This is a genomic window from Rhodobacter sp. SY28-1 (assembly GCF_005222785.1).
Taxonomy (GTDB): domain Bacteria; phylum Pseudomonadota; class Alphaproteobacteria; order Rhodobacterales; family Rhodobacteraceae; genus Tabrizicola.
The window spans coordinates 213,593-226,691 of sequence record NZ_STGH01000002.1; the positions used below are offsets into that span (position 1 = coordinate 213,593).

Here is a 13,099-nt window from a genome sequence, read left to right on the forward strand (position 1 = left end):
GATGCTCTGTCAGGATCCGACAAGTTCCAGCGCCACCTGCCCCGCCGCCGCCTCGCCGGAGAGCCGCGCCCCGGCGGCGGTCTGTTTCAGGCCCCCGGCCAACGCCTCGCCTGCGAACCAGATGCGCTCGCCAACCGGGTCCTTCAGCACCTCGCGGGCATGGGCCTTGCCGGGTCGCGCGGCGGCGTAACCGCCCCGGACGTGGCGCTCGGCCGACCAGTTGGTCATGGTGCCATGGGTGATGGCCTTCCGGACGTCGGAGCCGAAGGTGTCCACCAGCCGGTCGGTCACGAAATCCACCGCCGCCGCGCGGCCCGCGGCTTCCATCTCCCACGCAAAATCGCCGCCGACGAAGCCGACCATCAGGTCCAGGTCGAAGGGGAAGGCGAGGAAATAGAGATCGTGCCGCGCGTGGCGTTCGATCAGGAGATCGTCGAAGGGCTTCAGGCCTAGCCGGGTGCCCTCGATGCGGACGGGTATCTTGGTCAGAAGCCCCATCGGCAGGTCGAAGATCGCTTCCTGATGGCTTTCCGGCAGGTCGGGGGTAAAGGCGATGTCTTCGAAGGCGAGGACGCCGGTGGACACGGTAACGATGACCGCCCGCGCCCGGATGGTGCCGCGGTCGGTCTCGACCTGGACCCCCGGCCCGTCCCAGCGGATGCGGCGGACCGGGGTGGACAGCGTCACCGGCACGTCGGCACCCCAGCGGTGGATCAGGGCGCCGAAGCCTTCCTTGGTGAAATAGTTCGGATCAAGGTCCGCCGCCGCGCGGTAGTCGGTCACGCTGATCTCGTCATCGTCGGCACCGAAATCCATCGGCCCTGCAAAGGTCGCGCTGACCCGCAGGCTGTGGCAGACCTCGACGAGGGTCGACAGGCGGTCGCTTTCACCCCGGTGGCGTTCGATGCAGGCGTGAAGTTCGGCCTCGGCGCGCCTCTCGGCTTCCATCTCGGCCTCGGTGGCCTTGCGGCGACCGAACCACAGATGGTCAAGTCCCATGTCGTGATGCTGCAGCGTCCAGCCCGCAGCCTGGGCCTCGCGGAAGAAGGGGTTGCGGTCGGCGGCATGCAGCCAGGCGCAGCCGATGTCGAAGGGGATGCCGAAGTCGGTCGTCGTGGTCCAGGCCCGCCCGCCGATCCTGTCCATCGCCTCGACCACGCGGAAGGTCAGCCCTGCCGCCCGCAACCGCTTGGCCGCCGCAAGGCCGGCGCAGCCTGCACCGACGACAACCACATCGACATCGGTCATCCCGAGACCCTCCCACCTGACTTGCGGACAGGATGCAACTGCCAACCGATTCGCGCCAAGGGCCGGGTGGTTCCGGGACCGCTCATCGCTTCCTTCGGTCGCTCTTCGCTGGCGTCTGCGAGGAGCGACCGCAAGGGAGGGACGAGCCACCCTCAGGCCGCCTTGGCGCCCTTGCGGCCCTCGATCAGCCAGGCGACGACGGCAAGCCCCGCCGCGATCAGCAGCCAGGCCCAGGCGGGCAGGACGGGCACCACGTTGACCTCGGTCGTCAGATAGGCCTCGCGCGGGGTGATCCCGATCCAGCCGCGCCCGACCGCGACGCGGCCCTCGGCGACTGTCCGGATGTCCGGATTGCCGGGTTCCAGCCGGGTTGCGCCACCGCGCGTTCCCTCGGCCAAGGGCTGCAGGTCTGCGCCCGAGGCGATGGTCTCGGTGAATTCGCGCGGAGTGGCGGGGCCGACGGCGATCACCCGGGTCAGATCGCCCTGTTCCAGCCGGTAAAGCCCCAGCGCCGGGGCCTGCCAGGCGGTCTCGTACCGCCCCGGCGCAACCAGCGGCATCGCCAGTTCCACCGTTGCGCCATCCGGCCCGGTGATGGTGACCGGCCCGGGTTCCTCTTCGGCAAGCGAGCGGCGGGTGATGGTCAGTGCTTCGCCCCGGACCTCGGCGGTCAGGGTTTCCTCTTCCAGCTCGGGCTCTTTCAGCATCCAGTGCGCGAGGCGGCGCAGCAGTTCCAGTTGCGGCCCGCCGCCCTCATAGCCCCGGCCCCAGAGCCAGGCCTGATCCGAGGCCAGCACCGCGACCCGGCCCTGATCGACCCGGTTCAGGACCAGAAGCGGCAGGTCGCGGGGGCCGGACATCAGCACCTGGCCTGCGGTCTGCTGCACCTCGATCAGCCGGAACCAGCGGCCCCAGCCACCTTCGGGCGCCTCGTCCTCCAGCCCCTCGGTCACCGGGTGACGGCTGCCAAGCTCGGTGATCTTGGGGCGGAAACCTTCCTCGATCACCTGCGCCGTGGGCGCGACCGGCAGAATCTCGGCGAGGGGCGAACGGTAAAGGCTGTCGACCGCGCCGAATTCCGGTCCCGCCGCCACAAGGACGGTGCCGCCGTTACGAACATAGGTCACCATGTTCTCGATGTAGTCCATCGGCAGGATGCCCCGCATCCGGTAGCGGTCGAAGATGATGAGGTCGAATTCCTCGATCTTCTCGACGAACAGCTCGCGCGTGGGGAAGGCGATCAGCGAAAGTTCATCGACCGGCACCCCGTCCTGCTTTTCCGGCGGGCGCAGGATGGTGAAATGGACAAGATCCACCGCCGCGTCGGACTTGAGGAGGTTGCGCCAGACCCGTTCGCCCGCGTGCGGCTCACCGGAAATGAGCAACACCCGCAGCCGGTCGCGCACGCCGTTGATCTGCACGGCCGAGGCATTGTTGCGGTCGGTGATCTCGCCCTCGACCGGGGCCACGCTGAACTGCAGCACGTTCGCGCCGCCGTGCGGCAGGGTGACCGGCAGTTCCAGGTCCTCGTTCAGGGGGACGGAGTAGGTGACCGGCTCCTCGGTATCGACCGCGATGGTCAGTTCGACCTCGGACCCAAGGTCGGGCGGGGCGCCGATATCCTCGACCCGCAGCTCCAGCTGGAACTCCTCGCCGATAATGGCGAAGGCGGGGGCGTTCTTGACGACGATCCGGCGGTCCCAGTCGGCCTGTCGCCCGGTCAGAAGCACCTGCAGCGGCGCGGGCAGGTTCGGGACCACGCCCGCGTCATGCACCCGACCGTCGGTGATCAGGATCGCCCCGGCCACCCGGGCGCGGGGTTCTTCGGCCAGGGCCTCGGACAAGGCGGTCATCACCAGACTGCCGCTGTCCTCGGCCCCGTCGCCGACCCGGTGGATGCGCAGTTCGGTGTTGGGCATCGCTGCCACTTCGGCCTGAACCGAGGCGACGGCAGCCTCGGTCTGGGCGCGGCGGTCCGCGAGACCCTGGCTGGCGCTTTCGTCGACGACAAGGATGACGATGTCCGACAGGTTCTGGCGTTCTTCTTCCTGCAGGGCGGGGTTGGCCAGCGCCAGCACCAGCGCCCCAAGCGCGAGGCCGCGCAGCCACCAGCCCGACAGCCCGCGCCACAGCGCAAAGGCGACCATGGCGGCAGCAAGACCGGCCAGGGCATAGATCAGGACCCAGGCCACCAGCGGCGCGAAGACGACGGTTGCGCTCATTGCCCAAGCCTTTCCAGAAGGGCCGGCACATGGACCTGGTCGGATTTGTAGTTGCCGGTCAGCACATGCATGATGAGGTTGATGCCGAACCGGTAGGAAATCTCGCGCTGCTGTTCGCCGGCATAGCCTCGACCGACCTGCACCAGCGGCACGCCGCTTTCATCCGTCGCCCAGGCCGAGGCCCAGTCGTTGCCACCGATCACCACCGGCGTCACCCCGTCGTTGAGGTTGCGGAACGGCATCCCCTCCGCCGCCTCGGCAGCCGCATCGGGTGAGGCTTCGACCCAGACCTGCCCCCCTTGGTGGCGGCCGGGGAAGTCCTGGAGAAGGTAGAAGGTCCGGGTCAGGACGTGGTCGCCCGGCATCGGCTCCAGCGGCGGTATGTCCAGCCCGCCGGCGATGACCTGCAGGGCCTGGCCTTCCGGTGTGGTCCCGCCGCCAAAGCCGGTCAAATCGGCGTCGCGGGTGTCGAACAGGATCATGCCCCCGGTGCGCAGATACTGGTTCAGCTTGGCATAGGCGGCGTCAGAGGGCTGCGCGGCCCCGGCCACCACGGGCCAGTAGAGGAAGGGGAAAAAGGCGAGTTCGTCCTTCTCGATATCGACGCCCATCGGCATCATCGGCTCGATCGAGGTGCGCTGCCACAGCTTGTCGGACAGGCCCAGAAGCCCGGCCCGCGCCATTTCGTCCACTTGGCGGTCGCCGGTCAGCACATAGGCCAGGACGACCGAGCTTGTTGCCTGCAACGCGAAATCGTCCGCGTTGGTCGCCTCCTGCGCCTGCGCGCCGCGCGGCACTGCCGCAACGGCCACCAGCAGGACCACTGCCGAGGCCCCCCGGACCAGCCCGCGCAGGCGTCCGGCCAGCCACAGCGCGGCGAGGACATCCAGCAGCAGAAGCCCTGTCGCCAGCGTCAGGAATTCGCCCTTCAAGGGACGCGCCGCGTTCGTCTCCAGCCGGTCGACCGGCACGCTTGCGGGCCAGACGGCGGGCTCCAGCACGGTCTCGGCCCCGATCACGTTCAGCGCGACACGACGCTCTGCCCCGGCGTAAAGCCCGGGCGGGGTCGCGGCGGTCGGACCTTCGGCGATGGTCTTGGCCAAGGCCTCGCCCTCGACCCCCGGCAGCTCGCCTGCGTCGGAGGTCTGGCCGTAGGCGTCCAGCACCACTTCCGGCACCCAGGTCTGGCCCGCAAGGTCCGTCGCCTCGGGCGTCGCCGGCTTGGTCGACACGGCAAGCCGTTCCAGCATCTGGACAAAAAGGCCGGACAGAGGCAGCGAGGACCATTCGGCGTTCGCCGTCACATGGACCAGCACCACCTGCCCCGCCCCCACCACCTTGCGGGTCATCAGGGGGGTGCCGTCATCCAGCGCGGCGATGGTGCGTTCGGCCAGATCGGGATCGGGCTGGGCCAGAACCTGCTCGCGCACCACCACGTCGGCGGGGGCGACAAGGCCGAAGAAGGGCGAGCCTTCGGGGAACGGTGCCAGGGCCTTCGGCTCCCCCCAGCTCATCGCGCCGCCCACGGTGCGTCCACCCTCGCGCAGGCGCACCGGCATCAGCGGGTCCTCGTCGACCCGGCTGATGTCGCTCGCCGCAAGCACCGGCCCGGCAAAGCGGAGGAGAAGCCCCCCCTTTTCCAGCCATTCCGTCAGCTCGGCGCGTTCCGAGGCAGAGACATCGGCCACATCCGCCAGGATCACCACGTCGGGATTGGCCAACAGTGAATCCGTCAGGTTGCCCTCGATGATGTCTGCCGTGGGGGCCAACGCCTGCCGCAGGTAGTGCAGCGGCGACAGAAGCTGCAGGGTTTCCTGATCGGCCCCCATGCGGATCAGCGCGATCTTTCGGCGTTTCAGGCTGTCGTCGGCCAGACTGACCGCCCCGGCCGTCCGCGCGCCTTCCAGCACGAAACGGGTGATCCGGTTGCGCAGCTCGGGGGGCAGGTCGATGGCCGCCTCGGCCCGGTCGGCACCCGCGTCAAAGGTCAGCGTCACCCGGCCGAGGTCGCGTTCCACCCCCGAAGGGTCCGGCCCCTGTGCGATCACGTCGACCGTAACCGCCGCACCAGCCGGAACGCGACTGGCCGCGACCGTGACCTGACCTTCGGCATAGCCCGCAGGATGCAGAGCCAGGACCGGGCGGATATTTTCCACCACCCGCACGTCGCCCCGCGCCTGCAGGACGGACAGAAGCGCATCGCGCCCGGCATGGGCGAGGCCGTCCGACAGCCACACCGTCTCGAACTCACCATCCGGCAGGGCATCGGCCCAACCGGCAAATTCTCCGGGCGCCCAGGCCTGCGGTTGCAGACCGGCAGCGCGACCCGCCCAGGCCTCGGCCGTCTGGAACTCGACCCGGTCGGGCAGATCGCTGAGCCGGGCCAGCGCCACGGTGCGACCCATCGCTCCGGCCTCCTCGACCAGCGCCTCGATCTTCTGCTGCCGCTCTGGCCAGTCGCGCGCATCGGCCCAGCCACCATCCACGGCGATCAGCAACGGCCCGCTGCCCGCGATCCGATCTTGCGGGTTCAGAACCGGCCCGGCAAAACCAAGGATCAGCGCGCCGACCGCGATGGTGCGCAGCAGGAGCAGCCACCACGGCGTCTTGTCTGTTTCGGCTTCCTCATCCTTCAGGCCCAGAAGCAGCGCCACGCCGGGAAACCGCCGCCGGATCGGCGCGGGCGGCACGGCGCGGAGGAGGAGCCACAGGATCGGAAGTGCGACCAGCGCCACAAGCAGCCAGGGCGCGGCAAAGCCAAGGGGGCCGAGGGTGAACATCTACCGCCCCCCCTGCAGCGCCAGGTAGGCCCAAAGGAGCGCCGACTGCGCAGGCGCACCGGTGTGATGCGTGGTGAAATGCCAGCCCACGGCCCGGGCCAACTGTGCCAGCCGGTCCTTGCGCTCCGCCAGCCGCGCCAGATAGCGGGTGCGGAGTTCACCCGCCTGCTGGGTTTCATGCCGCATGGTGCCGCCCATCGATTCAAAGATCGTTCGGCCGTCGAAGGGAAACTCTTCCTCGGCCGGATCAAGGACCTGGATCAGCACGCCCTTCACCCCCCGGTCCGCCGCACGCGCCAACCCCGTTTCGATCCCGGACAGATCGCCCAGGAAATCCGACAAGAAGACGCCCCGGCCATGGCTCACCATGCCTTCGGTTTCCGGGGCGCCGTAATCCTCGCCCGCTTCCTCACCCGACAGTCGCGCCGCAAGCCGAAGAAGCTGCGCCCGACCGGCACGCGGCGAGGCAAGACCCGCCAACCCCACCCGTTCCCCGCCGCGCAACAGAAGGACCGCCAGCGCCAGGCCCAGAAGCTTGGCGCGATCGGCCTTGGGCGCGCGGGACTTGTCGCCGGTGAAGGTCATCGACTTCGCCGGATCGACCCAGATCGTCACCGACTGCGCCGCCTGCCATTCGCGTTCGCGCACGAAATGCGCATCCGACCGAGCCGACCGCCGCCAGTCGATCACCCGCGCTGAATCCCCCTGATGCGCCGGGCGGTACTGCCAGAATTCATCCCCCAGCCCCGCCCTGCGACGACCATGCTCGCCCATCATCACGGTCGAGGCCAGCATTTCGGCCTCGGCCAAGAGGGGCGGCAGGGTCTGCCCCAGCGCCTCGGCGCGGGACCGCAGATCGGGGCTTATGGTCACGCCGCCGCCTCAAGCCGCAGGGTCTTGGCGGTGACGCGGGAAATGATCCCGGCCAGCGTCTCGCCCCTTGCACGGGCGGCGAAGGAAAGGGCCATCCGGTGGATCAGCACCGATTGCGCAAGATCGGCCACATCCGCGACCGACGGCGCAAGCCGGCCATCCAGCAGCGCCCGCGCCCGGACCATCAGCATCAGCGCCTGCGCCGCGCGGGGGCCGGGACCCCAGCTGAGCGAATCCGCCAGATCGCGGCCCTCGGCCTCGCCCGGCCGACAGGCGCGGACGAGGTCCAGGATCGCCTCGACCACCTGATCGCCCACGGGCATCCGGCGGATCACGCCCTGTGCGTCGATCAGGCCTTGGGCGGTGAAGACCTGATGCGCCTCGGCCTCTTCGGCGCCGGTGGTGGCGATCAGGATGTCACGCTCGGTCTGGCGGGTGGGATACTCGACGTCGACCTGCACGAGGAAGCGGTCAAGCTGGGCTTCGGGCAGCGGATAGGTGCCTTCCTGCTCGATCGGGTTCTGGGTCGCAAGAACGTGGAAGGGCTTGCCCAAAGGCCGATGCTGGCCAGCGATGGTGACTTCCTTCTCCTGCATCGCCTGCAGAAGCGCGGACTGCGTCCGGGGCGAGGCGCGGTTGATCTCGTCCGCCATCAGCAGCTGGCAGAAGATCGGGCCTTCGACAAAACGGAAGGCCCGGTTGCCGTCAGTGCCGGTGTCCAGCACTTCGGAGCCAAGAATATCGGCGGGCATCAGGTCCGGCGTGAACTGGATGCGGTTAGCCTTCAGGCCCATCACCGTGCCCAGCGTATCGACCAGCCGGGTCTTGCCCAAGCCCGGCAGACCCACCAGCAGCGCGTGCCCGCCGCACAGCATGGAGGCCAGCACCAGCTCTACCACCTTCTCCTGCCCGATGAAGCGGCGGTTGATCGAGGCCTTCGCCTGACCAAGCGTCGCGCCCAGTGCTTCGATTTCCGCGACCAGCGCCTTGGTGTCGGCCATGCCTCATGCTCCCTTCAGGGTCCTGTCCCCGCCAGTAAAGCGAAGTATCCCGCCGGGCACAAATGGCAAAAGGCGACTTGACACAAATGATCGTGAGAGGCCCGTGCGCCCCGGTATTGTCGCCCGCCGCTGGCCAATCGCGCGCCGTCTGATTAGGCTTCGTCGAAAGGGGACCGCGCCATGACCACTGCCTTCTATTCCGACGAACGCTGTTTCTGGCATGGCGGGGGCAACTACGCCTTCACCCTGCCAGTCGCGGGGCTGGTGCAGCCCACCCCTGGCGGATTGCCCGAGAACCCTGAGACCAAGCGGCGGCTGAGAAACCTGATCGAGGTGACGGGCCTGACGCGCCACCTGTCGACGCGGGGGGCCGAACCTGCCAGCCGCGACGACCTGTTGCGCGTCCATCCGGACAGCTATCTGACGGCCTTCAAGGCCGCGTCCGACGCGGGCGGGGGCGAACTTGGCCTGCGCACCCCCTTCGGCGCGGGCGGGTTTGAGATCGCGGCGCTGTCGGCGGGCCTTGCGACAGCCGCCCTGCGCGCGGTGCTGACGGGCGAGGTGCGGAATGCCTATTCCCTGTCGCGCCCGCCGGGGCACCATTGCACCGCCGATTTCCCGAACGGCTTCTGTCTTCTGAACAACATCGCCGTGGCCATTCGGGCAGCGCAGGCCGATGGTCTGGTCCGGCGCGTGGCCGTTGTCGACTGGGACGTCCACCACGGCAACGGGACCGAGGCGATCTTCTGGGATGACCCCGATGTCCTGACGATCAGCCTGCATCAAGAGAGGAACTACCCGCTGGACACCGGCGATCTCGATGCGCGGGGCGGACCGGACGCGCCAGGGTCCAACCTGAACCTGCCCCTGCCCCCCGGCTGTGGCCACACGACCTATCTTCACGCGATGGAACGTGTCGTCCTGCCCGCCCTGACCCGCTTCAAGCCAGACGTCATCATCGTGGCCTGCGGCTTTGACGCCGCCGCCGTGGACCCGCTGGGCCGGATGCTCTGCACCGCCGAAACCTTCCGCGCTATGACCCGCCAGATGATGCAGGCCGCCGATAGCCTATGCGGCGGCAAGCTCTTGCTCGTCCACGAGGGCGGCTACTCCGAGGTCTACGTCCCCTTCTGCGGCCATGCGGTGCTGGAGGAACTCAGCGGCTCGGACATCAGCGCCCCCGACCCCCTTGCCGCCACCTTGGCCAAACGCCAGCCCGATGCCCGTTTCGACGCCTTCGCCCGCGCCTGGATCGAGGAGGCGGCCCGAAGCCTAGGCCTGTAACGCCCCGAGACCCGAGGAATTTTCGTCGAAAGTTCCTCGGGTCTGGATCGGTTCCCGGCTTTCCCTGCCAATCGTCTGCCCCTACCCGAAGGATTCCCATGCCCGCTCGCAACGACGCTGCCCTCGCCTTCCTGAAAACCCGCCGCTCGCGCCAGGCGAAGCTGTTCACCTATCCCGTCCCGTCCCGCGACGAGCTGACCGAAATCCTGACCGCCGCGACCCGCGTGCCCGATCACGGCAAGCTCGAACCCTGGCGGCTTCAGGTCATCGAAGGCGCGGCCTTCGCGCGGCTCGCCGATCTGGCCGAAGCGCGGGCCTTGGAACTGGGCGGGGATGCCGAGATGGCCGCCAAGGGGCGCGGGCAATATGATCTGGGCAAGCTGGCCGTGGTGGTAATTTCCTCACCCAAATCCGCGCCGAAGATCCCGCTGGCCGAACAGGTGGCCTCGGCCGCCGCGCTCTGCTTCGGCATCGTCAACGCGGCCGAAGCGGCGGGTTGGGGCGCCTGCTGGCTGACCGGCTGGCCCGCGCACGACGCGACCTTCGCCGCCCGCGCCTTTGGCTGCATGGACGGCGAAACGGTTGCCGGCATCGTCCATATCGCCACACCGCCCGCTGACGGCCCCGACCGGCCGCGCCCCGACCTGTCGCGGCTGGTGACCTGGGTCGACGCATGATCTTCGCCGCCTTCTTCCAGGCGCTTGGCCAGCTGGGCGACCGCCGCTTTCGCCGCGTGGTGTTCCTGGGCGTCCTTCTGGCGCTCGCGCTCCTCTTTGCCGCCTACATCCTGTTCATCCAGCTGATCTGGTGGCTCTCGCCCGAGACAGTCGACCTGCCGGTGATCGGCCCGGTCTCGGGGATCGAGACCTTCCTCGGCTGGGCCTCGCTGTTCCTGATGATCGGGTTGTCGGTCTTCCTGATGGTGCCCGTCGCCTCGGCCTTCACCGGGTTCTTCCTGGAGGACGTGGCCGACGCGGTCGAGGACCGGCACTACCCGGGCCTGCCCCCCGCGACGCCGCTGACGCTGGGCGAAAGCCTGCGCCAGTCGGTGAACTTCCTGGGCCTGGTGATCGCGGTGAACCTGGGCGCGCTGTTCCTTTACCCCTTCGTCGGCCCCGGCATTCCGCTGGTCTTCTGGGCGATCAACGGGTTCCTCCTGGGCCGGGAATACTTCAGCCTCGTCGCGCTACGCCGCCTGCCTCCGGGCGAGGTCAAGGCCATGCGCCGCCGCAATCGCTGGACGCTCTGGGCGGCGGGCACGCTGATGGCCGCGCCCCTGTCGGTGCCATTGCTGAACCTGGTGGTGCCGACGCTGGGGGTGGCGACCTTCACCCATCTCTACCACCGACTGGCCAGCGCGGGGCGGTAGAGGCGGGGGCCAAATTTCTTAAGCAAGAAATTTGTCAAAATCCTTACTCAAGGATTTTGGGTCAGTCCTTCAACCGGCCAAACCAGTCCAGGTCTTCCACGGTGATCCAGCCCGAAAGAATGATCGCCGCGATCACCGCGAAGATCGGCGTCGCGATCAGCGTCGTGACCCAGGCCTTGCGTTTCATCACCTCGCCTGCAGGCGCGCCCGGGGGCGTGCCCGGTACGACGTGGTTGGCCTCATCCTGCGACTGCGTGCGATAGGGCAGCACGCAGAACAGGGTCATGAACCAGGTGATCGAGTACAGAACGATGGCGCCGGTGATGCTCATGCCTGTTCAAGCTCCACCAGACAGCCGTTGAAGTCCTTCGGGTGCAGGAACAGCACCGGCTTGCCATGCGCGCCGATCTTCGGCTCCCCGTTCCCCAGCACCCGCGCGCCCGACGCCTTCAGGTGGTCCCGCGCGGCGAGGATATCGTCGACCTCATAGCAGATATGGTGGATGCCGCCCGCGGGGTTCTTTTCCAGGAACCCCAGGATGGGCGAGCCCTCGCCCAGCGGATGCAAGAGCTCGATCTTGGTGTTCGGCAGTTCGATGAAGACCACCGTCACCCCGTGGTCCGGCTCGGCCTGCGGGGCGCCCACCTTTGCGCCGAGGGTCTGGCGATATTGGTCCGCCGCCGCCTGCAGATCGGGGACGGCGATGGCGACATGGTTCAGGCGTCCGATCATGGGTACCTCGCAAGACTGTGCGACGGGTTATGCGTTCAGCGGCCGGGGCCTGCAAGCGGCGCGAAGGTCGCAGGCCCATTAACCGCAGCTTAACGGACCGTGGCGACACTCGCACCCGTTCCGAACGAGGTCTGCCATGCCGCATCGTCCCTATCCTGTCCTGCCAACCGTTCCACCGGGCGCCAGCGACCTGCCCTTGCAGGGGCAGACGCTGATGATCGTGGATGACAGCCGCTTTACTTGCGATGCGCTGCGGCTGATCCTTAGCCGCGCCGGGGCAAAGCTGCGGCGGGCGGAAAGTCTTGAAATCGCGCGACTTCACTTGAACTGCTACCGTCCCGACCTGGCCATCGTCGATCTTGGCCTGCCCGACGGAAGGGGGGAGGACCTGATTGCCGAACTGTCGGCGCAGGGCTTTCCGGTGCTGGGCCTGTCGGGCGATCCGGACGGGCGCGACCTGGCGCTGGATGCCGGAGCGGCGGGATTCCTGGAAAAGCCGATCGGGTCAGTCGCGGGTCTGGTGCGGCTGATTCGGCAGTTGACCACAGGCGTCGGCCCGATCGAGAAGGGCGAGGACATGCCCGCCCCATCCGGCGATCCGATGGCTTTGCGCGACGATCTGGCCCGCGCGGCCACGCTGATCACGGCCCCGGGCGATCCGACCTATGCGCGCGCCTTCCTGCAAAGCCTCGCCCGCGCCTCGGGCGATCTGGCGCTGGAACAGGCCGTGCGCCACAGCAGCACGCCCTTTGACCGCGCCAAACTGGTCCAGCTGATCGAGAACCGGCTGGCCGCGCTGCAGTCGCCTGCCTGAAATCTCCTGTCAGCCCTACAGCGCCGGGTCGCTGCCTGACCGGACCAGGCGGGTCAGGTCCGACAGTCGCTCGCGCTGGCGGCCCTTGGCGTCGAAATTCGACGGTGACAGCCACAGCGCAAAGGCCTCGGACAGCGCGGGCCATTCCTTGTCGATCACCGAAAACCAGGCCGTGTCCCGGTTTCGTCCCTTGACGATCAGGTGTTGCCGGAACACGCCTTCGAAGCTGAACCCCAGCCGCTGTGCCGCCCGGCGCGAAGCCAGGTTCAGCGCGTTGCACTTCCATTCATAGCGCCGGTAGCCCGCGCGGAACGCCCAGTCCATCATCAAGAACATCGCCTCGGTCGCCGCCGCTCCCCGCTGCATCGAGGGCGAGATGCAGATGTGCCCGACCTCGATCGACCCGGCCTCGGGCGCGATCCGCAAGTAACTGGCGATCCCGCCGCATTTCCCGCTTCCCGCATCGCGCATCACGAAAAATCGCGGGTCCTCGCCCGCCTCACGCTCGCGCGCCCAGCGGTGATAGGCCGAACCCGAGGCGAAGGGGCCGTAAGGCATGTAGTCCCACAGGGCGTCGTGGCCCTGAAACGCCTCCTGCAGCTCGAAAGCGTGGCGGTCGGCGTCCAGGGGCTCGAGCCGGACGAACCGCCCGTCCATCGCGTCATGACCCGGTCGCGGCGGCGGCTGCCAGCCCGTCACTTCGCTGCCCAGCGCTTTCGAATCCATCTCGCAACCTCCCCGTCCCTCCTGCGAAGGCTAGGCCGGGCGACGGATGG

At 68.4% G+C, this 13,099-nt stretch carries 12 protein-coding genes; 4 read left to right on the forward strand and 8 right to left on the reverse strand.

Annotation, left to right across the window (positions count from 1 at the left end; genetic code table 11):
* Window positions 1-9 precede the first annotated feature (9 nt).
* The 5 genes from E8M84_RS10060 to E8M84_RS10080 form a co-directional block, all read right to left on the reverse strand.
* Window positions 10-1,248 carry an NAD(P)/FAD-dependent oxidoreductase gene (locus E8M84_RS10060; RefSeq protein ID WP_137111079.1) on the reverse strand — a complete coding sequence of 413 codons (1,239 nt, stop codon included), beginning with the start codon at window positions 1,246-1,248 and terminating at the stop codon, window positions 10-12.
* A gap of 152 nt (window positions 1,249-1,400) precedes the next feature.
* Entirely contained in the window at window positions 1,401-3,470 is a 2,070-nt protein-coding gene (locus E8M84_RS10065; protein ID WP_137111080.1) for a hypothetical protein, read from the reverse strand.
* Entirely contained in the window at window positions 3,467-6,250 is a 2,784-nt protein-coding gene (locus tag E8M84_RS10070; RefSeq protein ID WP_137111081.1) for a DUF4159 domain-containing protein, read from the reverse strand. Before E8M84_RS10070 ends, E8M84_RS10065 begins: the two co-directional genes overlap by 4 nt.
* Window positions 6,251-7,123, reverse strand: coding sequence for a DUF58 domain-containing protein (locus tag E8M84_RS10075; RefSeq protein ID WP_240790349.1), 873 nt, complete (start codon window positions 7,121-7,123; stop codon window positions 6,251-6,253).
* Window positions 7,120-8,124 (reverse strand): MoxR family ATPase, encoded by a 1,005-nt coding sequence (locus E8M84_RS10080; RefSeq protein ID WP_137111082.1) that lies wholly within the window; start codon window positions 8,122-8,124, stop codon window positions 7,120-7,122. Before E8M84_RS10080 ends, E8M84_RS10075 begins: the two co-directional genes overlap by 4 nt.
* A gap of 180 nt (window positions 8,125-8,304) precedes the next feature.
* Between E8M84_RS10080 and E8M84_RS10085 the strand changes: the two genes are divergently transcribed.
* The 3 genes from E8M84_RS10085 to E8M84_RS10095 all read left to right on the forward strand — a co-directional run bounded on the left by E8M84_RS10085 (window position 8,305) and on the right by E8M84_RS10095 (window position 10,777).
* Window positions 8,305-9,408 carry a class II histone deacetylase gene (locus E8M84_RS10085; protein ID WP_137111083.1) on the forward strand — a complete coding sequence of 368 codons (1,104 nt, stop codon included), beginning with the start codon at window positions 8,305-8,307 and terminating at the stop codon, window positions 9,406-9,408.
* Between the two features lie 98 nt (window positions 9,409-9,506).
* Window positions 9,507-10,085: a nitroreductase family protein gene (locus E8M84_RS10090; protein WP_137111084.1), complete on the forward strand. Its 579-nt coding sequence runs from the start codon at window positions 9,507-9,509 to the stop codon at window positions 10,083-10,085.
* Window positions 10,082-10,777 carry an EI24 domain-containing protein gene (locus tag E8M84_RS10095; protein ID WP_137111085.1) on the forward strand — a complete coding sequence of 232 codons (696 nt, stop codon included), beginning with the start codon at window positions 10,082-10,084 and terminating at the stop codon, window positions 10,775-10,777. The genes E8M84_RS10090 and E8M84_RS10095 overlap by 4 nt, the downstream gene beginning before the upstream one ends.
* 61 nt (window positions 10,778-10,838) lie before the next feature.
* Here the strand turns inward: E8M84_RS10095 and E8M84_RS10100 are convergent, their stop codons facing one another.
* The gene (locus E8M84_RS10100; protein WP_137111086.1) at window positions 10,839-11,108 is read right to left on the reverse strand and encodes a DUF1467 family protein; all 270 of its coding nucleotides are present in this window, start codon (window positions 11,106-11,108) and stop codon (window positions 10,839-10,841) included.
* A complete protein-coding gene (mce, locus tag E8M84_RS10105) occupies window positions 11,105-11,509 on the reverse strand; it encodes a methylmalonyl-CoA epimerase (RefSeq protein WP_137111087.1) in 405 nt (134 codons plus the stop codon). Before mce ends, E8M84_RS10100 begins: the two co-directional genes overlap by 4 nt.
* Before the next feature lie 136 nt (window positions 11,510-11,645).
* Between mce and E8M84_RS10110 the strand changes: the two genes are divergently transcribed.
* Window positions 11,646-12,323: a response regulator gene (locus tag E8M84_RS10110; protein WP_137111088.1), complete on the forward strand. Its 678-nt coding sequence runs from the start codon at window positions 11,646-11,648 to the stop codon at window positions 12,321-12,323.
* Between the two features lie 15 nt (window positions 12,324-12,338).
* Here E8M84_RS10110 and E8M84_RS10115 read toward each other — a convergent pair whose 3' ends face one another.
* The gene (locus E8M84_RS10115) at window positions 12,339-13,049 is read right to left on the reverse strand and encodes a GNAT family N-acetyltransferase (RefSeq protein WP_137111089.1); all 711 of its coding nucleotides are present in this window, start codon (window positions 13,047-13,049) and stop codon (window positions 12,339-12,341) included.
* Window positions 13,050-13,099: the final 50 nt, after the last annotated feature.

What these genes read in the sequence shown, in the direction of transcription:
- E8M84_RS10060 (WP_137111079.1), bottom strand. Translation starts at nt 1,248, where the DNA reads ATGACCGATGTCGATGTGGTTGTCGTCGGTGCAGGCTGCGCCGGCCTT.
- E8M84_RS10065 (WP_137111080.1), bottom strand. Translation starts at nt 3,470, where the DNA reads ATGAGCGCAACCGTCGTCTTCGCGCCGCTGGTGGCCTGGGTCCTGATC.
- E8M84_RS10070 (WP_137111081.1), bottom strand. Translation starts at nt 6,250, where the DNA reads ATGTTCACCCTCGGCCCCCTTGGCTTTGCCGCGCCCTGGCTGCTTGTG.
- E8M84_RS10080 (WP_137111082.1), bottom strand. Translation starts at nt 8,124, where the DNA reads ATGGCCGACACCAAGGCGCTGGTCGCGGAAATCGAAGCACTGGGCGCG.
- E8M84_RS10085 (WP_137111083.1), top strand. Translation starts at nt 8,305, where the DNA reads ATGACCACTGCCTTCTATTCCGACGAACGCTGTTTCTGGCATGGCGGG.
- E8M84_RS10090 (WP_137111084.1), top strand. Translation starts at nt 9,507, where the DNA reads ATGCCCGCTCGCAACGACGCTGCCCTCGCCTTCCTGAAAACCCGCCGC.
- E8M84_RS10095 (WP_137111085.1), top strand. Translation starts at nt 10,082, where the DNA reads ATGATCTTCGCCGCCTTCTTCCAGGCGCTTGGCCAGCTGGGCGACCGC.
- E8M84_RS10100 (WP_137111086.1), bottom strand. Translation starts at nt 11,108, where the DNA reads ATGAGCATCACCGGCGCCATCGTTCTGTACTCGATCACCTGGTTCATG.
- mce (WP_137111087.1), bottom strand. Translation starts at nt 11,509, where the DNA reads ATGATCGGACGCCTGAACCATGTCGCCATCGCCGTCCCCGATCTGCAG.
- E8M84_RS10110 (WP_137111088.1), top strand. Translation starts at nt 11,646, where the DNA reads ATGCCGCATCGTCCCTATCCTGTCCTGCCAACCGTTCCACCGGGCGCC.
- E8M84_RS10115 (WP_137111089.1), bottom strand. Translation starts at nt 13,049, where the DNA reads ATGGATTCGAAAGCGCTGGGCAGCGAAGTGACGGGCTGGCAGCCGCCG.